Raw genomic sequence first — 24143 nt, forward strand, 5'->3', positions numbered from 1 at the left:
GTATAAAGGGGCTCCAACATGAAAGTGTGGGCCGGAAAGAATTAGCTCTCTTGTAGTCTCTGGAAATTGTGTATCACGACGAATAGTTTCATCCTTTTGTGAATTTGTTTCGTGCCACATCTCTAAAGCAAGATACTGACCATTTAGAGATGCTAGTTTCCTATCTTGAATAGCAAACTTTCGTAAGACTTCTACCAGCGCCTGAGAATGAAGCGTTGGTAGTCTAGCTTCATCGGGCATCGTTCCTGATTCGTCGTAGAGTTCTGCAAACAGCTTTAGCTCTGATTCTCCAACCTCTAAAACTCTTTCTTTGTGTCCTTCAAAATTCCATTTGTTATTTTCGTCTTTAATGCCACCTACTTCTCCATGCCCATCATGAGAAAAGCATTCGTCCACAGTTTTTGGTGTGAATAGATTAGCAACCGTCTTAAACCTTGGTGTTTGGCTTCCACCGTAAACGTTTAAGCTATATTTGACTCGATCACCAATAGGAAAAAGTATGAGCTGATTTTGAAACTGAAAGTGTTCTCTCAACCGGCTGTATAGCTCTCTTCTCAGCAGCTTTCCTTTTGGATCGTCATAAACACCCTCAGGGTGAACAAACGCAGAAATTCCTTCAGGCTTATTAAGGTTCCATGCCTGCGGCAAAAAGCATTTGAAGAGATTCGTTTGACTACCTTTTAATAACGGGTAATTTTGGGTTGCATTGAGAAAATTTTGTGTGCCGTCCGCTTCCTCAAACTCTTGTAAGTAGTTTGCTTGCAAACCAGGATAAGTAGAAAATAGATCTTCTCTTTCTTCTGCCAACTTACTCGCTGCCAATTTTCGCAGTTCCAGCATCGGATTATAGTCGCCCAAAATCCCGCCTTCCTGCCATTCCACTTTTACCCAAGGCGGATTCCCCACCATCAGGTCAAATCCACCACGCTCATAAAAAATATCCGCAAACTCCAGCTCCCAATGGAAAAAACGCTGCTGCTCAGCAATCTCATCCACCAATCGAATCCGAGGCGAAAACCGCTTGAGCTGCTCTAAGTTCACAAATTTATGCTTCTCTAAAATCGTCTGAATCGACGCTTTCGTCTGCGTCTCAGGGAACAGTGGTAGCTCAGCCTGCCCTGGCATCACCATCTCCGTCTCACCCAAAATCGCGCCGACTTCCTGCAAAAACTCTTCCGTACTCGGCAACAGCGCCGCCTCCGCAGTCGGCCAAAACCATAGCGCACACCAATAGTCCATTACTAGCTTCAGCCGCCTGTAGGGCGTCGCATTCACAATCCCCTGCGACAGCTTCTCCTGCTCGTGAATTTTGTCCTTTTGGTCTAGCGGCACCGCCTGCCCCGCCGCTACATCACTCTCTTGCTGTCCCCACACCACCAAATAATCCGATGTCCGCGCCCGAATCTGCGCTAGGTCGTGCGTATAGTCCAGCCACAGCGCCTGAATCCGCTGACTCAACCGCGCCGCATAGTCCGCCTGATCACTCGTCAGCTCAGTCTTCGCAAATCCCTTCTGCCATTCCTTAATCTGCTTAATAGCCTCCGGCTCCATCTTTTTAATCACCTTATCGGTGTAGTTCGCCATCCCCGGATCACCCAGCAAAAAGTGAAAAATCCCACCCTCCGGCAAATCTTCAGCCATCGGAATCCGCCTCGGCTCAATCTCATGCCAGGTCGCCTTCGATTTCTTACTGGTCTGTTTTTGGGCGGTCACCTGAGTGCGCTCATATACCTGCCGCCGCGCCCCAATCAGCGAATTCCCACAGTGAAGCTGCAACCCAAACCAAGGCACAAACACCTGCTGTGTATCTTTTCTGTCACCATAGATAGAAGTCAGCCACAGCGACACTTCCGCCAGCTCCATCGCCATCGGGTTCAGGTCAATGCCGAACACGCTGCGATCGGCCAGCCACATCTTCACCTTTTGCTTCTCAATCGCGACTCGCTCATGCGGAATCCGTTGACCCAGCTCCTGTTGCTTCCGCTCCAAATACGCGGTTGAAAGCTGATCGATCACCTCGGTCAAAAAAGCCGCACTCCCCATCGCGGGTTCGCATACGGTCAGATTCAAAATGTCATCCGCCGACTTGTCTTCCAACAGCTCCTTCAGCGCATATTTCACCAAACACTGCGTCAAAGACTCCGGCGTATAATAGCTCGCGCTTTTCTTCCGGTCTCTTCCTTTCAGCCGAAACAGAAAGCTACCCTTCTCATGCTTGCGCGGCGTTTCTCCCGTCACCGGGTCAGTCACTAACTCTTCCGGCTTAAACTCATCTAGCCGAGACTTGGAAACGAAGTACCCTACCTCTAACTCACTGCGAACCGAAGGCTCCTTAGCAGGCTTCACCTCATACAAATCTTCCTCAGCAAAGAAAGCAGACAAAGACAACAGTCCTTCATACACCTCACCGAGCTGATTCACCCCGAGCTGTGCATAGCTAATCCGCCCGCGCCGCTTGCCCTTCCCCGACTGAGAAAGCGACATCAGCTCCAACACCTGCCGCAACACATGATTGCTAAACTTCACCCCGTTCAACATCGGCGTCCGCCCAGGGTCAAACAGATGACTCTTCAGCGCTGGCAAATGGAACGTGTCATGCACAACAGCAGACTGCACCGCACTTAAATCGAGCTGCTTCTCTTTCAGTACCGGGTAGCCCTGCCACAGCAAACCAAACAGCCGCTGAATGCAGATATGAATATATTCACCATTCTCATCCGCAGAAGTCGTCAGCTCAGTCTGTTCTAAATCCCTTAGCCCCTCTAAGCTATAGCCCTCTCGATAAATATCCGACCCCATCGGCGCATAGCCCAGCTCAGGCCGCGCCTCAATATAAAAGATAAACAGCAGCCGATACACATACCGTAAACACTCCGCCTTCAGCTGATCAGGGTTAATCTCTGACTCACCCCGCGCCTGCTGCACCGAGCTAGAATAAACCCGCTTGCGCTGCACCTCACGCCGATACCGCATCGCCTCATTGCCCAACAGCTCAATCGCCTGCCGCAGCGCAAACTTCAAATCTTCCGAAACGCTATAGGCATGGCGATGGCTATTCTCATCTAGCTCATCAAGCAGCGCACTCCCTTCCTTCGGGCAAATATGCTCACAGTGCAGCAGCGTATCCGCCGCCAGCATCGCACTCCGGTCGTTCTCCTGCAACAGCTTTTCCAGGTCAAACCTTAGCAGCCGCGAAGCACTCCACTTATGCCGCTCAATCAACACAATCTGATCGATACTGAGCAAAATCACCCAGCGCGGCGGCAGCTCCTGGGCAAACACCGCATCCGTCAGCAAATCTTCCAGCGTCTCATCTGCCGTCACCTGCGACTCATCATAGGCAACCGACAACCCCGCGTACTGCAAGGGGCTCAAGCCCAAAGACAGCACATCGCTCGGCTCCCCGCCTTCGTTGAAGCCCTCCATCACCCAAAGCCCGTCTCTACTGGCTTTTGTATGGGCCACCTCCGCCAGCACGGGCAGCGCATAGCCCGACTCTAGAGACTTCACCTCAGGCCGCCACGCATAGCCCAAAATCTTCAGCAGCCGCTGAAAAAAGTCCCGCTGCAAGTCCAGCTTCTCCGACGCATCCAGCCGCCCCAACAGCGTATCCTTCAGCCGAAAATAATCCTGCCGCAAGCTACGCAAAGACTCCGCTGATTCTCGCTCATCAGCATCCTCAATTTCTGATAGAGAATCTGACTGTTCAAGTGCTTCTGCCCGTGCCGCCCTTTTTTCTTTTCTCTGATTTTCTGTCTGCTTGGCAAACGTCTCCAGGTCTCCCGCCAAAATTGCACTGAGATAGTGAGCTGAGTAAAATTCGTTTTCGTTCGCAATGCCTTGTAATACCATCTGCCTACTTCCCCTCCGTCGATTTCTCAGAATTGTTTACAAGCACCGCCACCAATCGAACGTAAGGCTGAGCCTCCGTCGTCATTGACAGATCCACCCAGTCCTGGTGGTCTTTAAAGATGCGGTCAATGTGCGATCGCTCTCTTTCCTTGTCCTGTTCCTTAATCGCGTCCCGACGCTTATCCGCCTCGAACCGTAGATCTAGCTTTTGCAGGTGGCGATCGCGCAAAGTCTCCAGCCGCGATCGCTGCTCAGCCAATCTCTCCTTCAGCACCGCCTCACAGTCCCGATGATCCTTCCGCAGATACCGCTGCGCCTCATTTACAGCCTGTAATCTCAGCGGCAACAAATCATCGGTCGAAAGTTCTCCTGGATTAGGTAACGCCTTTGTCCCCAAGTCCGTTCGCTCCACCGTGCGCTCAAACGGCTCTATCCACTGAAACTTACCCGCCTGAAATATCGCCGACAGCCAGCGAGACATCACCGGTACCCCGCGCCGATTAGGAAAGCTACCAAACAGCACAAAAGTCGCTTCTTGAGGTGTTAACCCGTCCCCTAGCTGAATCACAGGCGCTTCATGCCGCCCAAAGCGAAACAGATTTCGGTCGTTCAGCCACTCCACCACCGGATGCAAATCCCACAGGTATTGCTTTGCAGGCCAGGTATCTTCCTCTCGCCTAGCAGCCTCCATAGATTGCATGATGGCCGTGGGGCGCTCGCTCAAATGCAAAATCCCGGTCTTTGGTCGAATCTGCTTCGGCAATCTTTTATAGCGCCGCTCTAGCTCAGGCGGAAGCTGCAATTCAATGAATCGCTCAGCCTGGTTAATAGATAGATTCTCGGGTGGTGAGTCTAGGCTTTGCAGGGATGCGATCGCAAACTCAAACGTAGAAGGAAAAAGGCTCAACAGTGAGCCCTGCTCTACCGGAGCCTGAACAACGTGCTTGCTTTCCGTCTCTTCTTCAGTCGCATCAAAATTCTCAAACCAGTCAAAAATGCTACCCTCCCCGCCGCTTGCAGCATTGTCCTCAAGCTGGCGAGAGAATTCATCAGCAGAGAGTCCAGACTCAATCGCCTTCGACGTTACAATCTCTTCGGCATCAGCACTAAAAACGCCCATAAACACGGACGGGTCGCCGATATTTTTAACCGCTTGATCGTCCTTTTCTAGCAGAACCCTAATAATCCGCTCTACCTCATCCATTCGAGACTGCTTAGAGCGCGTCAGCAGGTAGCGAATTTGCGGCTGCTGGGTTTGCCCATAGCGATCTATCCTGCCGTTTCGCTGTTGCAAGGTCATGAGTGACCAGGGCGCTTCAAAATGAATCAGGCGATGGCTGAGATAGTGGAGGTTCAAACCCTCAGAGGCGACTTCAGTCGCGAGCAGTATGCGGATGGGTGAACTTTCTTGACCAAAGGCTTCCACCATTTGGGTTTGATCTACATCGGCCATGCCGCCGTCTAAGGTTGCGATCGCGCCTTTCTTCAGCCCCTTTAAATCCTTCGCCAACTGTTCTTTTAGGAACCTCAGCGTATCCAACCGTCCCGTAAAAATGACCAGCCGATCCTTGGCATCTTTCCCCGTCCAGCCAAAGTCTTGCCGAATCACATCCAGCAACTTTTGATACTTAGAAAAGTCAGAGACTTCAACCTGATCTAAAGCCGTCTGTAATTCAAAGAGTTGTTCAATATCTTTTTCTATGCTGCTCCTTTTCTTGGCTTGGCCACTCTCATCCGTCTTAGCCTCTAGGCGCTTAATCCGATTCTTTACCGTCGCCAAGCAAGCAGCAGGACTAGACAGCATTGCCTTCAGCAGCGTCGTCTTGAATAGATGTCCCGCCTGACGGTGGCTGTCGATGCTGAAAAACTTAAGGTCGCTAAGACAGTCAAAAACCCGTTCTTCCGCCTGTGATGCCTGAGCTTCTACCGCTTCTACCTGCCTTTCCGGTACATGCTGCTTCAGATCTTGCAGCACATCCTTCTTAAAGCGGCGAATATAAAGATCGCGAATGTCTTCTTTGGTGTAGTCGGTTTCATCTGCGATCGCCGTTGGATCGAGCATATTCATCAAGCTAGCAAAGCTAGCGGGCCTACCATCGTGAGGCGTCGCCGACAGCAAAATCAGCGTATCCGAGCAGGTCGAGAGCCTTTTGGCCAAACGCGCCCGCTGCGAAGCCCCATGACCGCGCCGCGCCACATTATGAGCCTCATCGATAATGATGATGTCCCAATGCGCCTCTTCCAGATAGCTGCGATATTCTCTATCCTGTTTCAGCGTGTCTACAGAGATAATCGCGCGATCATAGTAATGAAAAGGATTGTGATTTTCCGGAATCCGCGTCCGAATCCGCTGAATAGTCGTTGAGTCAAGCGGCACTAGTGGAATGGTAAATCTCGCCCAAAATTCCTTTTGAAACTGAGTCAGCATCGCCTTGGTTGTCACCACCAAGATGCGCCGCCCCTGCCCGCGCCTAATTAGCTCAGCAGCTAAAATGCCGCACTCCAGCGTCTTACCCAGGCCCACTGCATCAGCAATCAGTATGCGCTGCCTCGGCTTTTGCAGCGCCTCATAGGCAGGTCTGAGTTGATAAGGCAGCAAATCCATCGCCGCCTGATGCCCGATGTAAATTTGTCCGTCATCAGGGGCCGTTTGTCTCAGCTGTGCCTCTAAAAACAACAGGCTGTGCCGGTAGCCAGCCGAGCCATCTGCAACCAGCGCTGTTTCTTCTGGCAGTAATATCTTTAAATTGTCCTGTTCTAATTCCTGAAGAAATCGGGCCGATTTACCGCGAATAAATTCAGACACACCAATCGCTTCGATGACGCGATCGCCCGCAGAAGAGAGAGATGAGGACTTAACTAACCATTCAGCATCGCGGCAGACGATTCGAGCACCGGGCGCAGTCACATCAGGCATATTGTTGAAATGAACCTTGTCTGTACGAATTACAGGCAGAGTTCCCGGCCTTTAAAACAAGTTTCAACGACTTTGGTTGATGCGTTCCGCAAAGCCCTGTGCAGCTTAGTCTTTGAGCGATTGAGGTGTAGAAATAAACAATGTCCGTCACCAGTATTAACCACTATACCGAGTGTATAAAATCTCTTCTTGTTTCGTCTAAAAAGCAATAGAACATACTGGAAGAAATTTTTTGTGACCAGCCCAAATTCTTGCTCTATTCCAGTGCGCTCTGTTTAAGAACGGACTCTATGACATTTTCTATGACATCAGAGTTGACTATCTCTTTAGAGATTTTGTGGTGCTCAATAAGATACAAAGGTTAGTCGCATTCGCAGTGAGTAGAGGCCGATCTTTGCCGCTTGTTTAAATCTTGTGCCATAGCTACTCTAGCTTCGTTAGATAGTTTCTTTCCTTTCACAGAAGAAATAGATACGTCGCTAATTCTGTCGAGATACTTTTGAGAATGACCCAGCATAAAAGCAGCTTTATGCCATTTCCATAAAGCGGCAGTCTCTGGACTTCTAGAAACAGATTGTTCGCTGCCCATGAGCTGCTCATTCCAGTCTTTACCTATATCAGGCCACAACCTCTCTGTTCCCGGTAACTTTTGAGCCACTCGCCACGCCATCAGTTCACCAGCCTTATCGGCATCAAATGCGATCGTAACCCTCCTTCCTCGTCGCAGCACATCCTTCAAAGCATCCACGGGTACCGCTCCAGAACCATCCACCGACAGGTAAAGCGTCACGCCAGCCTCGCGCTGCTTATCCAGTACCGCCAGTGACATCGTATCAATCGGTGATTCAGTAAGCAGAATCCGCGCAATTTGGCCATTCCCAGTTCCCAGCCAAAACCATCCTTTATCCCTTACCGTCCCCGAAGCCATCCCGCGAAACGCATTCTGTTCACCCCACGTCCCTCGCAAGCTTGCTCCAGCAACATCCCCTCGTCGCCACTGCCCCTCGGCCATTCCATGCCGGACAAACACCGCATTCTGAAAATCATCTGCGTAGATCAATCCTTTGTCGTGTAGCCTTTCCACCAGGACCAGCGGCAGCTTTCGTGCTTCTACCAAGTATTGCTGCACTGCCCCCCAGCGCTGCTCATTCACGGCTGGCATCGTCAAAGGTCGAGGTTCTTCGGAAGCTGCTTTCTGCGGTGCAATCGAAACAGCTCTTGAGAAATCACGTCCTGAAAGCCACTCTACTGCTTCCTTAAACTCGCACTCTCTAACATGCATCACCAAATCAATGGCACCGCCGCCACCCTTGTCCGCCAGCCAGTCCATGAAGAGGCGATCGCTAATGCTGATAATGTGATCGCCATCGCGCCACTTGTGTTTGTCAAGGCGATCGCGCTCCAATCCCAACTCAACTGCCACCGCTTCCAAATCAGCCTCGCGCACCTCATCTGCAACTTCCTTCAGCGGAGGCTCTGTGATTGGGGCCGCGACCACTCGCTGGACCTGTTGCTGAGGCTCAGCTACTTCCAACGTTTCTGCACGAAACTGCTCCTGTGCAGCTTCTACAAATCCTTGAGAAACAATGTTTGTCGCAAAAAGCTTGGCAAAGGCTGGGTCATATCCTCGTAGCTCTCCCCCCTGTAATGCATTGGGCACAGCTACTTCCTTAAACTTAAGTCGGTCGTTTTCTTGAAAGATGAACACCATTTCCGTATCGATGTAGGTGTCGCCGTTTTGGCTTAGGTAGTGAGTAAAACAGAGATCATTGCCTAGCCGTTCTACCACCAGTGGAATGTAAGGCTCATTGTGAATCTTGAAATGAAAGTCCGAGTCTTTTAGAATTGTTTCCCAGAGCCCTGCCTCCTGCAAAAATTTGATTATTTGGCCTTCGAGGCTGTTTTTCTTCTGATTGGGCGCTCGGGCGAGCTGAAATAGGTGGACGAGTATTTCTGGGAGGCGATAAGTAGTCATGCAAAGTTAATTACAAACTTACCGCCAAACCCTACAAGCATCTCTTCGACATGATTTCTGAGAGCATTCCAACTCTCGTAAGCCTCAATCTCTATCCACTCGTATTTCATGAACCGCCAGAGAATTTCGATCAGATTCAACTCCGGTGAGTAAGTTGGTAACTCAAACAGATAGAGTCCTCAGCTCATTCCATCGGCACAGTACACTATTGTCTTTGATTCCCTGAGTCAACCTGACCAAGAGAAGCACTCTCAGGATGATGAAGCGAGCACACAGTCACCGAATCTAACTGCTTCAGGAGTTTGCCGATTGTGCTGAATGCTCTTATGTTCAGTTTTCCTTGGCACGACCGTAGTATTTGTACGGCTAGTAGGCTATCTAAAACTCAGGGACAACTAGCTCTCGTTTTTGGCCTGCATAATGTTGATATATCACTTCTGGAGAATTTCCCACTAACTGGGCAACATCCTTAGCATCTAAGCCGTGCTCTAGCGCTAGTGTTATAAACGTATGCCGGGTTTGATACGGTTTCCGGTACTCAATCTTTAGTCCTTCCAAAACCGGTTTCCACACTGTCTTCCGAAACGAGGCAGTATTCAGAACTTTACCCGAGAAGCCAGGAAAAACCAGCGTTTCGGGAGTGTACTTCTCGGGTTTTACAGAGTTGAGCAACTCCTTCAGCTTGGCATTACAAGGAAACCTTCGCCGCTCTTGTGTCTTCAGCCCATCCCGCATTTTGCGACCGCTACCAGTCGTAATTGCAGCCCGCTCAAAGCTGACGGTGCCATAGTCACGACTGACATTTTTCCACTGGAGTGCGATCGCCTCACTAGGCCGACACCCCGTCAGAAACAAAAACTCCACATAGCCTGCATAGTGCTCATGCTTATAGGCCGAATGCTTACTACAAAAAGTATTCGCCCGCAGCGCCTCAATAATCGCCTCCCGCTCCGCCACCGTAAACGGAAAGATATCGCCCTCCTCTGACTTCCGCTTTGCCTTAGGCGGTTTAATCTCTCGCGACATCCCTTCAAACGGATTCTCAGAAATCAACCCCGACTGGCAAGCCCACTTACAGCAAGCATTCAGCCTTACGACAAAGCGCTTGCAAGACTCAATCGGAAACGTATTGATCGCAAAATCCCGGATGTCAGCAGCTCGCTCAAGATTGTAGGTCGGTAGCTGCTCCATGTAGTTGGAGTACGTTCCGTACACGTAGTACATCGTATTGGGCGAGCACTGCGGACGTTTATATTCAACGAACTTTTCCCACAATTCATTCAGGTCAGGTCCAGTGAATTCATCTTCGACCACTGACTCAGCTTTATCATCCGGCTCAGTAACTTGAGGCTGATATTTCGCCAACGTCTCGTCAAAGTTGCCAGACAAAATATCTAGCTCAATTTGCCGAGCCTTCATTTCAGCTAAGGCTCGGGCCGTTTTGGTATCGGTGACACCGAGCGATAGATAGCGTCGCCGTCTATTGAAAGTGAATACTAGCTGAAGCCACCCACGAGAGTTCTTTATTCGAACTGATCCTTTGGCAGCTTTTCGACGTTTTAGTTGCTCAGCCATAGCAAAAATTGGGGTACAGGGCCAAATCTGTACCCCAATCGTACCCCAATAATCAGCCTAAATGAGTCCAAAAATGTCCAAAACGTTCTAAGGATAGAACATGATAACTTGCAAAAACAGCCTGTGGTACATAGTCGTCACATGCTGAATCCCTTTACTTTCAGTAGTTCCAGAATCGAAGCGGGTAGGGGGAATCGAACCCCCATCATTAGCTTGGAAGGCTAAGGTTTTACCACTAAACTACACCCGCGTTTGAGGCTATTTGCATAATAGCTTAGATACAGTATCACGGTTTTGGATCGATGCCTACGGGTAAGGTTTTGTAGACGGCCAGAGGTAAGCATAGGGAAGCTTAGTTGAGCTGTGATTCGACTACGTCGATCGTGAGCAGCAAATTGTCGCTAACAACGGGCTCGCCTTCAAAGGTAGCTGGGGTGAAGCGAAATCCAGAGGCCAGCAGCAGACAGGCGATCGCACTTTCTTCAGCAGTCAAAGGCGCACTTTCTTCAATGCTGCCAGACCAAGGCGAGGCGTGTCGCATCGAACCGTCTTTATTTACGGCAATTCGATAGGTCACTTGTGATACGGAAAAGTCTACCCGCTCGCAGTTTACTTCTTGGGGACGCAATTCTACGGCAGTGATAGCGTCGTAAATAGGAACAGGCGGATTAGGTGCAATATCTATTAGAAGCGATCGCGGAATATGGGCATGGCTCACAACTTTTAGGTAGGCAGTCTGCGGTGTTTCATCGCCTGCAGGTTCGCTACCGGGGACCGGAATGTCTGAATCTCCAGACAAGGTTGGTAAAGTTTCTTCCTTCTGCGGGACTGACGATGGACTCGCAGAGTTTTGGGTCACTGGGCTGGAATTGGTTGAAGTAGAAGCATCTGTTGAAGTCTCGGACGCAGGCGCAGGCAAGTCTGTATTGCTCTCAGCAGAGTCTTCTGAACCGGCAGTAAGCGGCGGTGGTTGTACTGGATCTGCTTTCTGAGGCGGTGGAGATTCAGGAGAGCTAGATTCAAGCGGGATTGAAGCTGAAGAAACGCTGGAACTAGCTGGCGATGCTGGGGACGTAGGAGTCGCTGGCGTAGCTGTTTGAGTTGGGCTTTCGTTGATACGATCGGGACTGTCGGCTGATGCTGCGACTGGTTCTGTTACTCGATTGGTCGACGGCTGCGAATCTGGTGTAAGGGCTGTCGACAACGCACCTGGTTCAACGATTAATTCGACTGGCACCGCAGCGGTTTGGCTTCCTGAAGGAGGCTGCATCATCTCGATCAGGTAGGGCAGGGAGAAGCCCAAGATACCTACATGCGTCAGCACAGCTAACCCCCCGAGAGCTGGCCATAGCCCCTGGGGTTCTAGATGTTTCCAAGTTTGTAGCAAAGAGATCATGGCTGCTTTGACTATAGCGTTGGTCACCTATGAGCTATCTAGCTGAAGTATAGCAATATAGGTAAAACGCTTGAATAGCAGTAGAACCTGACATGCGCTCAGCGAGTGCGTCTATTCGCTGCTGTAGGTTGCTGCTACAGAGTAGTTCTATAAGCCAGCGCGTTCTTCTAGACCTCCAGCTGAGTTTTGACGCCAAAGGTCAACACGGTCTCGTCAACGCCTTTGAGTTTGAGCGGGTCAAACTTGACAATCTCTTGATCGTCTAAGTAGTCAGCAACGGCAGCGGAGACCAGAATAGTTTCGGCGGTGGCTGCTTCTTGGATTCGTGCGGCGATATTCACGCTAGGACCAATTGCCGTATAGTCAGAGCGTTCGACGCTGCCAAACATACCGACGACGGCGGTGCCCTGGTGAATGCCACAGCGGAATTTGACTGGGCCAATGCCTTGCTCTGCCCACTCGTGATTGAGCCCCTCTAAATCTTTATACATTTGCCTGGCAGCGGCGATCGCCCGCCTGACCTGTTCGTTGGGGCTCATCTCCTCTGGTGCCCCAAACAGGGCTAGTACCGCGTCGCCCATAAACTTATCTACCGTGCCGCCGTGGTTAAAGATGGCATGGGTCATCGTCTCTAGATACTGATTTAATAGCTCAGCAACTCGGCGCGATCGCAGCGTATTACTCAGCTGCGTAAAGCCGACAATATCACTGAATAAAATAGTCACCAATCGCGGCTCAGGTCGCAAATCTAGTCTCAGGTTGCCTTCGTTCGCCTTCTTGACCAAAGATGGCGGCAAAAATCTTTGCAGCACTGATTCTGTCAGGTACTGGTTTAGCTCGGCTACCTTGCGCTCATTCGACTTTAGGGCCAGCAAATTGCGGACTTCGGCTAGTAACTCGCGATCGTTAAATGGCTTCGACAGATAGGCATCTGCTCCCTGTTCAACGCCTTCTAAGCGAGTCTCATTGTCTACCTTCGCTGTCAGCAAAATGATCGGTGTTCCCTGCAAAGCGGTATCTTGGCGAATTCGCTCAATCATTTCTAGACCGTTGACCCCTGGCATCATCAGGTCGGTAATAATCAAATCTGGCTTATGGGCCATCGCCATCTCTAGCCCTGCCGCGCCTTGCTCAGCCGTTTGCACCTGATAGCCCTGGCGCTTCAACACGCTCGATACATAGGCTCGCAAGTCAGGATTATCATCTACCACCAATATCTGAGCGTCTTTAAATGATGCCCGTTCGGTTTGCGTGCCTTCGACTGCCGGTGGCAGCGCTATGGCGCTATCGGCGGTGGCTGAGGCCATCTCGATATCAGAAAGCTCCACGGCAGCTCGGCCTTTCTCAGTAGATAGCGCTTGGTCTATCACCTGGTCTGACGGTAGATGGTCAGCACCCAAAGGCAGATTAATCGTAAAAGTGGTGCCTTCTCCGTAGACCGACTCTACTAATATTTCGCCGCCGTGTAGCTGAGTCAGCTCTTGAACCAGCGAGAGTCCTAGTCCAGTGCCTTCGTAGTGTCGGTTAGCCGACCCGTCTGCCTGACGAAATCGCTCGAATAGGTGCGGGATTTGGTCTTCGCGAATGCCAATTCCCTGGTCTCGCACCTGCAGGTGCGCTTGGCCGCTTGCTTCTTTTAATCGCACCGTGATCGATTTACCCTTAGGGGTGAACTTCATGGCATTTGAAAGCAAGTTGTAGAGCACTTTATCGAATTTTTCCATGTCTAGATAAACCGTAGAACAAGGAGAAATCTCTGTGTTTAGCTGAATTTGCTTGCGTTCGCAGTAGTTTTGAAACGCTTCAACGACCTCTATGGTGAAAGCGGCTAGATCGCAAGGTCGGAAGGTCGGCTTCATCTTGCCAGCGTCTAGCTTTTGCAGGTCGAGTAGCTGGTTGACTAACCGTAGCAGTCGCCGCGAATTGCGTAGGGCGATCGTCGCCTGTTCTGCGTCTAGTCCTTCACCGCGCTCGACAGCTGATTCTAGCGGCCCAATTGTGAGCGTGAGCGGGGTGCGAAACTCGTGAGAGATGTTTTGAAAGAAGGCGTTTTTCTGCTGGTCTAGCTCCAAGAGCTGTTCGGCCTGGCGTTTGCTGGTCTGGTAGAGGTTGGCCTGTTGAACTGCGATCGCAGCCTGATTGGCTACTGCCTGGGCTAGATTGACTTCCTCTGTTGTCCAAGCGCGATCTTCTCCCATCTGTCGCAGCATGATGCAGCCTGTAATCTTCGATTCAGCCAGTAGCGGTACCCCCATAAGCGCCCTAGTTCCAAACGAGCCTCCCGCTAAGTGATGATTCGCTAGCTCCGCTGTACTGATGACGATCGGTCGCTTGGTCGCCTGCATCTCGGCCAGAATAGAATCTTTGGCAATCGCAATCTTCGGCTCTGGTAAAGTAGGTGCCATCTCCATGTGTAGATCGTAGCGTCCTACGCACTGGGCATAGTCGTCATCCTTCCACAAAGACAGCGTGCAGCTATCTGCTTTTAAAGCCTGTCCCAGCTTTTGAGTAATTGCCGCAAAAATTTCACTCGGCTCTAAACTCGCATGTAATGCCTGCGTAATCGTGTTGATCAGCAGCTCTCGCTGGGCTAGAGACTCTACTCGCTCATAGGTCCAAGTCTGAGAAAGCGCTAGCGCCGCCTGGTCTGCTAATGTTGTCAGCAGCTTGATTTCACTCTCCTGCCACGGTTTCTGGTGAGAACACTTATGTAACGCTAGGATCGCTAGCACATCTTGCTTGCAGGCCAGCGGAATTAATAAACTTGTGCAGATATCTAGAGCCGTGTACGCGGCCACATTCTCGGGTTTAGGCGCTGCCGCCACAATGTCCTCTTCAGACTCTAGATGCTGAGTCAGTATCGTTTCCCAAACCGTCTGCTTCAGCTGCTCTAAGGCGACCGCTGTCAGGTCTCGCCCTGGCACCGTCTCTAGCACCCCGGCTGGTGCGTCTGTTCCCACATAGTGAAACATCGGTGAATTCAGCTCAGCGTCGGTCAGTGGATACACAATGCCATAGTCCAACTCAAACGCCTCGCCCAGCGTTTCCACAATGGTCTTTAGCATCTCTTCAGAAGATTGAGCGCTGCGAATAGTATTCGTAATGGCATTGAGCAGTGTCTCTTGTCGCACCACTCTATTGAGTTCCTGGGTCCGCGCCTGCAAAACGCTGTGAGTGTCAACCGCCTGATTGACCACCATCCGCAGATCGCTTTCTTCCCAAGGCTTGGTCACATACTTAAAAACCTTACCCTCATTGATCGCATCGACTAGATCTTCCACATCGGTATAGCCTGTCAGCACGATCCGAATCGAATTGGGATATCGGTCGGCTGTCAGCCGCAATAGCTCGGTGCCGCTCATTCCGGGCATCCGCTGATCGGAAATAATGACCGCGATGTCGCCCTGTTCGGCTAATATCTCTAGCGCGTCGGGGCCGCTATTCGCCTTGATAACTTTAAAGTCCCGATAGAATGTTCGGTAAAGCAGGTCTAGATTATCAGGCTCATCGTCTACTACTAAGATCTTATGCTTAGCCGCTTTTTGCCGTCGATTGCGCTCTCTAACTGCCATGCATCAAACTCTCATCTAGGCCGAAACGTCTGCTATAAACATGTCTATCGTTCGTGTTAGGAAGTATCTCTTTGAGTAGACTCTACTAAGTAGAAACCAGTAGGCTAAGCCAGTAGGTCAAGAGTTCGCCCAAAACACACTGTAGAAACGCAATGTATGGATGCGTGTTCGACAAAATCGCTCGTCAAATCCATCCAAAACACACCAAAAACACACCGAAGGGCTATACGCTTGCATACGTTTGACGATGGGATAAATGCTATAGCTGTGCAACGTCCTACATAAAGTGCCCATCCTCTTTTGAGTTTCTAACTATGTTTCAGGTCAATACAGAGCTCACAATGCCTCCTTATCGACAGCAGACTTTTCGCATTCGCTCTGCCCAGCCAAAAGACTTGACCCAAATTGTCGCAGTTTTGCTTTCTAGCTTTTATCCACAGGCACAGGCAACTCAGTGGCTGTACTGGCTAATGCGTCTAGGCATGAGAGAAGATATCAAAACTAGACTCAAAACACCCGCTAGTCAGTATGCCTGTCTAGTGGCCACCGCTGTTGATCTAACCTCGGCTCAGGCAGGTAAAGTGGTAGGCACTGCCGAGATTTCGCAGCGTCCTTGTGAGGCGTGGCGGCTGCTTCCTCCTAAACGAGCCTATATCTCTAATCTGGCTATCGAGGTTGCCTACCGCCGGCAGGGCGCGGCCCAGCAGCTTTTGAACACCAGTGAGAAAATTGCTTTTAGCTGGGGCTTTCACCGAGTATATCTACATGTGATGGCAGATAATGCTGCGGCGAAAGCGCTTTATATGCAGGCCGGCTATCGACATTGCGGCGTAGGCAATCCTATCCTGTCTGGTCTGGGCCTTAGACCAGAAAGACTATTGATGTCTAAGCAGATTGTTTGTAAATGAAGATTCTCTTTAAGTAGCTAAATAATATCTCTAAGTAGGTAGATTAAGTGAGCAGGGGCACTGCCTTAAGTAGATTTACTGAACAGTCAAAACTATGTGAAACTAAAGTTTAATTAATTATTTATTAAGAAAATTTAGGTCAGACAGGACAGTTCTAAACGCCTACAGCATAGGCGTTTGGTGCGTTGGAGTCGAATATTTTTAGGGTGCAGCTATACCAGGGCTTTATGTACAGTATGTAAAGCACGAGGGGCACTGTCGTAAAGAATGAATAAAAACTATTTGTTCATTATCAGTTTGTTGGATATTCGTACCACATTGGTAGAAGAGCAGTTTCGTTGACGGTCTTATGTTCTCCTTTGGAGGATTTCTTTGAGGGTTTTTAGTCAGTCAGCGTAGCTCAGTCAACTAAGGCGTTTAGTTAGCTAAAACATCAGCTAAAACATAAGTGCGATTCCTGTTGAGCAACGTGCTAGTACCGAGCAGTGACAATGCCAATATCCGTGGTGAGATTTATAGACAGGTGGCTCTGAACAAGGTGAATACTGTTCCTCGCTCTGATATGACCAACGCACTAAAGCGCACAAGCGTGCAGCTAAAGGTAGGTGGTCAGGGCCTCAACCAGGGTATTAATAAAGGCAGCTGGCAATTCTTTGGTGCATCGGTGAATCAAGAACTCAAAGTTGACAACGAAGTGGAAAAGATCGGTAGCGGACAGCTTTGGGTTGTTAACAGTCGCCGTCGCAATGGCTTGATTGTGCTGCGGGAGTTCCATGCAGAGTTTGCTGGTCCTGGGGCGGCGGTTGGCGGCTTGATAGATGATGATATTGTGGATGTGATTCCAATCGGCAATCTTTCATTGTTAGCGCCAGATTCACATGAAGGCCATCAAAATGCGATTAAGATTCGGCTGCAGTGGATTCGCCTGACGCAAAATTTTACAGATCAGCCAGAGCCAGCGGACAGAGCTCGAATGATCCTAGAGCAATTTAAGACCTACTTTGATCAAGAGACAGTGGATTCAGTTTCTGACAAGGCGTTTGCCATGCTTGTTGGTGTGCTTCCCCAAACGATTCACCGAGTGCGTTCAGAACTTGTTTGGTAGCTGACTGCGGCTTTGTTCAACCGCTGTAGTTAGGCTTTTTCACCTATCACTTGCAAAAAGTTAGCGAGGGTGCGCTGATTTTCTGCAGCGGTGCCAATACTGATGCGAAGTCCGCCGCCCGTGTGTCTGATCCGAGTGCCTCGGGTGAGAAGCCTTTGACAGACTTTATTGAGCCCTTCCTCTTGGCTAGTTGCGCCTATATGAGCCAGCGCGCGATCGCGCAATCGAACATAGATAAAATTACTGTCGCTGGGCCAGATCTGTAAACCAGGGTGGCTAGTCAAAGCAGATAGCAGTCGCTGGCGTTCGCCTATCAGCACTGGAATTTGTTCTAGTAGCCGATCGCTATGCAGTAGCGCAGCCATGGCCGCTGCCTGAGAAAAGCTAGGCAGGTTGTACGGCAGTCTTAGTTTCTCTAGAGCTGCGATGATGTTGGGATGAGCAATGCCGTAGCCGACTCGGTGAGCGGCCAGGCGAAAGGCCTTTGATAAGGTTCGTAGGATGATCCAGTTGGGCCGACTGAGCGCTTCTACCAGGGTAGTATGACCACTAAATTCAAAGTAGGCTTCATCGACAACGACCAAGATATCTTCTGGTAGCTGCCTGAGCCAGGCCAACTCTTGCTGAGTCAGGACGTTGCCAGTCGGCGAATTTGGATGCACCATGAAGATGACTCGAACGGGAGCCGTTTGAGTAGAGGCGTTGGTTGGCGCTGTAGTTGGCTGAGCGGCAGTCGACTGGGCGGCAGTCGGCTGAGCGGCGAACCGATCGATGGTGGCCTGGGCGGCGGGAATGTCAATTTCAAAGCTGTCTTGGCGCTCTATGCTGTGAACAGTGATGCCTAGCGTTCTAGCCAAGATGCTATACATGGAAAAAGTAGGCGTGGCCACTAGGATGGAGCCGTTATTGCCTAGGCAGGTGGCCATCAATACAGAGCGAATAAGTTCGTCAGAACCATTCCCCAGAGTGATGTGACTGGGCGTGAGGGTATCTAGGCTGCTGTTAGAAGCCGTGACATAGCTCAAGACGGCCTGCTTTAGGGCTGAGTGCGAGCCGTCTGGATAGCGGTTGGCAGCGATCACATACTGATACTTTTCCGCCAGCGTTGCTTTGAGTGCTGCTGGTAGATCGATCGGACTCTCATTAGTATCTAGCGGGTCGATATCTAGTGGCTCGGCAGTAGGCGACAGTGAAGCTGATTTATCTGCTGGGTGAGGCGACTGATACGCCGCTAGCTGAGCTAAATCAGCACGTAAAAAAGACATACAATTCAAACCGACAACGCTGGCCCTTCTAACACTCATGCATTCTACAGCACCTCTGAATCGGGTATTATGGCACCCGTCCCTAAAACCTTGTTTGCGCCAGCCATGACCGATTCTACAGCCCAGTCTTTTCAGATCACGCTTCTTCCGGGAGACGGCATTGGCCCAGAGATTATGGCGGTGGCGGTGAATGTCTTGAAGCAGATTGGAGAGCAAGAAGGCATCAAATTCGACTTTACCGAAGCGCCGATCGGCGGGGTGGCAATCGATACCACTGGCGTGCCTTTGCCAAAAGATACGCTGAGCATCTGCCGTCAAAGTGATGCTGTCTTGCTAGCGTCGATTGGTGGCTACAAGTGGGATAGTTTACCGCGATCGCAGCGACCAGAAACCGGACTGTTGGGCCTGCGAGCAGGGCTAGGACTATTTGCAAATCTGCGCCCGGCGACTATCTTGCCGCAGCTACTAGAGGCGTCTTCACTCAAGCCAGAAGTGGTTGAAGGCGTAGATATTATGGTGGTGCGTGAGCTGACGGGCGGCATCTACTTTGGCCAGCCCAAAGGAATCTTTGAAACAGAAGATAGCGATCAGCGCGGGGTGAGTACGATGGCCTACACTGGCAAAGAGATTGATCGAATTGGCCGAGTTGCCTTTGAGACGGCACAGAAAAGGCAGGGGCGGCTATGTTCTGTAGACAAGGCGAATGTGCTAGAGGTGTCGCAGCTTTGGCGCGATCGCATCACCGCACTTAGCAAAAGCTATACAGACGTTGAGCTGTCCCATCTATACGTAGATAACGCGGCCATGCAGCTTGTCCGTGCCCCCAAGCAGTTTGACACCATTGTCACGGGCAATCTATTCGGCGATATCCTTTCCGATGCAGCGGCGATGCTCACTGGCAGTATTGGCATGCTCCCTTCTGCTAGCCTGGGTGAGAGCGGCCCTGGCGTCTACGAACCTGTACATGGATCAGCGCCCGATATCGCCGGACAAGACAAGGCCAACCCACTCGCTCAAGTGCTCAGCGCTGCGATGATGCTCCGCTATGGACTAGATCGGCCCGCCACCGCCGATCGAATAGAGCAGGCCGTACTGAGCGTGCTAGATCAGGGCTATCGAACGGGTGACATTATGTCTGAAGGGATGAAAGTGGTCGGCTGCAAAGCTATGGGAGAAGCTCTACAAACTGCGCTTTCTTCGTAAAGGCTGCGTCTGTAATTCTACTGAATAATCTGACCAAACAGGTCAAAATGAACGCCTTATAGTAGACTTGAGCCAACTTTTCTGATAGTAGATTCGCTTACCGGGTAAAATCGCTCGTCAGGCCGAAATAGAGCTCGACCCAAAACTAGCTTAAGCAAATAGATCTTCTGACTACTCAAAAACACCTGTAAATCAGGCACCGAAAGGAGCACTTCATGCCGACTATGACTACACAAAGGCCAATTAGCGCCGCTGAGCGCCTTGCCTTTGGAGATGACTCTGTTCTCTTGAACCCAGATTTGATCAAGGCTGCCCGGCAGATTTATCGTGTTTTCTATGAAGTGCATCCAGAAGTCATACAAAGACCGATTGGAGTCGCTATTGGTCGATTAAACCATCGCGGCAAACTAGTCTTTGGCGACAAGCCTGTCTTACTTCCACAAGAGTGCTTTGTCCCCTTCAACCAAATCGAACCTGACGCCGTCTGACTTGAGCCACAGCAATCTGCTAATGCACAATCCGCTAATGCATTAGTGAATTGTCTTGGTAGGCGTCTCCTAGCACCGTGCGACTACGCGGGTTCCTACCGCTGTCTTGGTAGGCGTTCCCTAGCGTCATACAGCGACTATATGCTGGCAAAGGACCAGTGCCTACGCATGCTAAGGGGTGTGCTAGGGAGAGTTATCTAGTCCGCCGCCGCTAATAATTCTAGTAGTCACTGGTGACGAATGTTGTTCATGAAATTGGCTTTTCCACTTTCCAAGCAATTGAGATAGCCAACCTACTTGAGACCAGCAGTAATCTTTTCTCCTTAACGATTGTTTTCAGAGCCTAGATCCAATTGACGCAGCGGGTTTCACAACATCGACGCTGTAGAGTTTTAACTAAACTTGATGAAGTTTTAGCTGTAGACAACAGAAAACGCTTTCTTTCTATTGATAACTCTACTCCAGCGTGCAGTTAAAATCTTGAAATCTGGAGTCATAGACAATGGCAAAGAATACAACTCAATTTATCGCACTCGGGTTTGACGAAATATTTCGATTAGAAGCCGATGGTAGCGGCTCTCTTATTGGCAATAGTGGTTTTGGCGGCAATTCATTAGCCAGTGATAGCATAGGCGATCTTTTTACAATAGCGGGGCCTCTAGTAAAAATCGATCCAGAAACTGGGGTAGGCGTTAGCAATACGCAGTTTGGAGTTGGAGATGTCAGAGCGCTAGCATTTTCTAATGCAGATGAGCTCTTTGCCATCAGTCAACCGCCCTCATCTGCTTTTGAACTATTTGAGCTCAATATTGAAACGGGTCAGCAAACTCTAATCAATAGGATCATTGGTGCTAATGCCGTTCAAGGACTGGACTTTGCTCCAGATGGAACGCTGTATGGATGGGATCTCTCTCTTGGATTAATCACTATTAACCCTCAGACAGGAGAAGCCACTGACGTCAATTCAGCGGTCGGCGCTAATGCGGCTATTCAAAGCATTACAGTAACGGACGATGGACGTCTGTTCGGTGCTAGAGATGCCCTTTATGAGATTGATATAGAAACAGGCGAAGCAACATTTGTTGGCGAAGGCGATTACGACGACATTAGAGGAATTGAAGCGTTTAAGACAGTCGATGGCCAGCCGCTTCAGTTTCTTGCAAATAGGGCCGGTGGCGTATTTCGAATAGAAGCAGATGGCAGCGGCTTCTTTGTTGAAAACAACGGCTTTGGTGGTAACTCCTTAGCCAGTAATAGTGCGGATGAGTTCTTTACAATCAGTGGCTTGCCCAATGGTGTTCGACCGCTAGTAGAGATTGATCCAAACACAGGGTTAGCTGGTCTTGCTGGCGATTTCACCGACTTAGATGTTAGAGGTTTAGCGTTTTCTCCAGAGGACAGGCTGTTCGCAGTTCAGTTTTCTTCTGAACCACCTGATGGTGACGAGCTGTTTAAACTAGATCCCAAAACGGGAGAGCGGACTCTAGTCGGCGTGACGCAGGGGTTTTCTGGTATTCAAGGACTAGATTTTTCGCCAGAAGGAACGCTCTATGGATGGGATATATCCGAGGGATTAGTGATTATCGATCCTGATACGGCAGCGACTACCGATGTGAATCCTAGCGTCGGTGCTGATGCAGGCATTCAAAGTATCGTCTTTACCGAGGATGGCAGTTTGTTCGGTGCTAGAGATGCGCTGTACCAGATCGATGTAGAAACAGGTGAGACGACCTTCATTGGAGAAGGTGATTACGATGACCTACGAGGCATCGAAGTGCTCAAACTGGTAAATGAGCTCAATGGAACGCGAGATGACGATAGACTGATTGGCTCTTCTAAGAACGATATTATCAATGGCTTTGGTGGTGACGATAGACTAGTTGGCAAGGCCGGAGACGATACGCTCAACGGTGGTGGTGGGAGAGACAACCTGAGAGGCGCTGGCGGCGACGATGTTCTAATCGGAGGAAATGGCTTCGATTTGCTGACGGGTAATCAAGGACGCGACATCTTTGTCTTAGAGCTAAATCAGGGGCGTGATATTATCCGAGACTTTAAGAACGGGGTTGACTCTCTTGGACTCTCGGATGGTCTCTCTTTTGGCGACCTAAATATTGTTGGTCGAGGTGACAGTACGCTGATTCGTTTTAACAACGCAACTCTAGTCAGCCTCTCTGGTATCAGTGCCCATACAATTGGCGCTGAGGATTTTGTTCTTTTCTCTTAGGTAGCAAGCTGTCGACTGCTAGCTGCCAACTAAAGGCTTCGTTGGATGCCGCCTTGCTAGCACTCAGCGATAGGTGTCTCGTCAACTGTATCTGGCTCAATATCTAACTCAGTTAGTGAGGTCTAGCTCAATTGGCGAGACAAACGTAACAATACAATAACAATATAACTAGACAAAATGTCAGTAACTATCAGACACGGTAAGAACAATATAAGCCTTAACGTGTTTCTTCCTGATAAGCCAACTGATAAAGCTGATTATTCAAGTTCCTTGCTACAACGAAGAAGCAACTTTGGCAGTGACGCTATCAGACCTATCTCGCCAGGTTCCGGGTATCGATAGCGTAGAGTGGTTGGTGATTGATGATGGCAGCCGCGATCGCACTGTCGAAGTAGCCAAAGAACTGGGCGTCGATCACATTATCAGCTATTCCTAGACTGGTCGCGCCTATCCTCTCTGGACATGCCCAGATTGTGATTGGTGCTAGACCAATACAACAAATTAAACACTTTTCTGCGACCAAAAAGCTATTGCAGCGGCTAGGCAGTTGGGCCGTTCGAGTCGCTAGCCGTACTGCAGTTGCCGATGCGCCCATGTTTTGAGCGCAACTTTTGGCAGTACAAAATCATCGACTTTCCCAGCGGTATGTCTCAGGAGTTCGTTTGGCCCCTAGCGCTGGTATACGCTCTGCCTTAACCTGATAATCCTTACTACCGGCAGCCCTCTATCAAATCTTGGGTAGCGGCTGGCATTCCCTATGCCGCGCGTCAATGCTACGCTTTTTCGAGCTGCGATCGAACTGGCTAGCTCATCATCACGAGAGCAGCCAGTTGACCAATCACCAGGCGTTAATTGTTCTGTGTCTGCTACGAGCTAAGGCGCTGCTACAGATCGACCGATGGGACAGCGCCATTCTAGAGCGCCTGGGTCGAGCCTTTGCCTGGCAAGATACCGAAGGTTGGTTTCAAGAATATGAGGGCTGCGACCCTGGCTATCATACCCTCACCGTTTTTTTCCTGACATCGGATACAGGCGCTGCTTTATGAGCAGACTTTCAAAGGGCTGATACTAAGCTGTATTTGGCGCTTAACAAAGGGGGCGCATTTAAGTTCTTTCGAGGCGATCGCCTGGTGTGCTCAGATACCCAGTTCTCGCTTCAGGTGGGTCAGGGCCGCCAGCTAAGCAATGCGGTTGGTCACCTGGTAGGCACTTATGATACTCAGGTGAATCAGGACGAAATTTTAATTCGGGGCGCATTAGGCTGGGCTAAGCAAAAGCAGATGACGCCGCTGAATCTATTGATTTTACGCATAGTGATGTTTACCGTTGGCCGCTTTTTTCCAAACCTGATCCGTAAGCTGCTACAAAAAGTCTTGATCACTGGCAAGCGACCGACGACATTTCAGTTTGTCCGGCAGCTGCGATGGGAGGGCGAGACCTGGCGCGTGGTTGATCAGCTGCGATCGCCTAACTAGAAAGCAGTCGTCTCTGCTGGGATTGCCGCCGACCAAACCTCAATCTACGTCGTCATGAGTCGCACATTTCAGCGTGGACAGCTACAACCGTGGCTAGATTTTAGCGCTCAAATCAAGGCATTAAAGCCGGGGCAGCCGCTGCATCTAGATCGCACTTTATAGCGCAGATCTCTTCGTAACCATTT

The 24143-nt window shown here is 50.1% G+C and carries 15 protein-coding genes, 1 tRNA gene and 1 pseudogene; 8 read left to right on the forward strand and 9 right to left on the reverse strand.

Features of this window, described 5'->3' with window-relative positions:
* The 8 genes and pseudogenes from IQ256_RS12880 to IQ256_RS12915 all read right to left on the reverse strand — a co-directional run.
* Positions 1 to 3852 (reverse strand): N-6 DNA methylase (locus IQ256_RS12880; RefSeq protein WP_193855952.1); only part of this gene is annotated, 3852 nt, incomplete at its 3' end.
* A 4-nt stretch (positions 3853 to 3856) separates the two neighbouring features.
* The gene (locus IQ256_RS12885) at positions 3857 to 6769 is read right to left on the reverse strand and encodes a DEAD/DEAH box helicase (protein WP_193855953.1); all 2913 of its coding nucleotides are present in this window, start codon (positions 6767 to 6769) and stop codon (positions 3857 to 3859) included.
* Between the two features lie 361 nt (positions 6770 to 7130).
* Positions 7131 to 8744, reverse strand: coding sequence for a DUF3991 and TOPRIM domain-containing protein (locus tag IQ256_RS12890; protein WP_193855954.1), 1614 nt, complete (start codon positions 8742 to 8744; stop codon positions 7131 to 7133).
* Positions 8741 to 8920 (reverse strand): annotated as a pseudogene (locus IQ256_RS12895) (transposase); the annotation flags it as partial. The gene IQ256_RS12890 and the pseudogene IQ256_RS12895, both read right to left, overlap by 4 nt.
* A 202-nt stretch (positions 8921 to 9122) precedes the next feature.
* Entirely contained in the window at positions 9123 to 10319 is a 1197-nt protein-coding gene (locus IQ256_RS12900; RefSeq protein ID WP_193855955.1) for a site-specific integrase, read from the reverse strand.
* A gap of 179 nt (positions 10320 to 10498) precedes the next feature.
* Positions 10499 to 10569, reverse strand: a tRNA-Gly gene (locus tag IQ256_RS12905).
* A 102-nt stretch (positions 10570 to 10671) separates the two neighbouring features.
* Complete coding sequence (locus IQ256_RS12910; protein WP_193855956.1) at positions 10672 to 11742, reverse strand: hypothetical protein; 1071 nt, start codon at positions 11740 to 11742, stop codon at positions 10672 to 10674.
* Positions 11743 to 11882: 140 nt separating this feature from the next.
* Positions 11883 to 15287 carry a response regulator gene (locus tag IQ256_RS12915; protein ID WP_193855957.1) on the reverse strand — a complete coding sequence of 1135 codons (3405 nt, stop codon included), beginning with the start codon at positions 15285 to 15287 and terminating at the stop codon, positions 11883 to 11885.
* Between the two features lie 314 nt (positions 15288 to 15601).
* Here IQ256_RS12915 and IQ256_RS12920 point away from each other — a divergent pair, with 314 nt between their 5' ends.
* Positions 15602 to 16195, forward strand: coding sequence for a GNAT family N-acetyltransferase (locus IQ256_RS12920; protein ID WP_228024838.1), 594 nt, complete (start codon positions 15602 to 15604; stop codon positions 16193 to 16195).
* Positions 16196 to 16643: 448 nt separating this feature from the next.
* Positions 16644 to 17300, forward strand: a complete 657-nt coding sequence (locus IQ256_RS12925; protein ID WP_193855959.1) for a hypothetical protein — start codon at positions 16644 to 16646, stop codon at positions 17298 to 17300.
* A 29-nt stretch (positions 17301 to 17329) separates the two neighbouring features.
* Here the strand turns inward: IQ256_RS12925 and IQ256_RS12930 are convergent, their stop codons facing one another.
* A complete protein-coding gene (locus IQ256_RS12930; RefSeq protein WP_193855960.1) occupies positions 17330 to 18565 on the reverse strand; it encodes an aminotransferase class I/II-fold pyridoxal phosphate-dependent enzyme in 1236 nt (411 codons plus the stop codon).
* A gap of 105 nt (positions 18566 to 18670) precedes the next feature.
* Here IQ256_RS12930 and leuB point away from each other — a divergent pair, with 105 nt between their 5' ends.
* The 6 genes from leuB to IQ256_RS12960 all read left to right on the forward strand — a co-directional run bounded on the left by leuB (position 18671) and on the right by IQ256_RS12960 (position 23958).
* On the forward strand, positions 18671 to 19768 hold the full coding sequence (gene leuB / locus IQ256_RS12935; RefSeq protein ID WP_193855985.1) for a 3-isopropylmalate dehydrogenase: 1098 nt from the start codon (positions 18671 to 18673) through the stop codon (positions 19766 to 19768).
* A 215-nt stretch (positions 19769 to 19983) separates the two neighbouring features.
* On the forward strand, positions 19984 to 20256 hold the full coding sequence (locus tag IQ256_RS12940) for a hypothetical protein (RefSeq protein WP_228024839.1): 273 nt from the start codon (positions 19984 to 19986) through the stop codon (positions 20254 to 20256).
* 502 nt (positions 20257 to 20758) lie between these two features.
* Positions 20759 to 22483, forward strand: coding sequence for a hypothetical protein (locus tag IQ256_RS12945; RefSeq protein WP_193855961.1), 1725 nt, complete (start codon positions 20759 to 20761; stop codon positions 22481 to 22483).
* Positions 22484 to 22781: 298 nt separating this feature from the next.
* Positions 22782 to 22919: a glycosyltransferase gene (locus IQ256_RS29630; RefSeq protein WP_370623435.1), complete on the forward strand. Its 138-nt coding sequence runs from the start codon at positions 22782 to 22784 to the stop codon at positions 22917 to 22919.
* 334 nt (positions 22920 to 23253) lie between these two features.
* Positions 23254 to 23529 carry a hypothetical protein gene (locus IQ256_RS12955; protein WP_193855962.1) on the forward strand — a complete coding sequence of 92 codons (276 nt, stop codon included), beginning with the start codon at positions 23254 to 23256 and terminating at the stop codon, positions 23527 to 23529.
* Between the two features lie 33 nt (positions 23530 to 23562).
* Positions 23563 to 23958: a hypothetical protein gene (locus IQ256_RS12960; RefSeq protein WP_193855963.1), complete on the forward strand. Its 396-nt coding sequence runs from the start codon at positions 23563 to 23565 to the stop codon at positions 23956 to 23958.
* Positions 23959 to 24143: the final 185 nt, after the last annotated feature.

It is taken from the genome of cf. Phormidesmis sp. LEGE 11477, assembly GCF_015207105.1.
Classification (GTDB): Bacteria; Cyanobacteriota; Cyanobacteriia; order Phormidesmidales; family Phormidesmidaceae; genus Phormidesmis.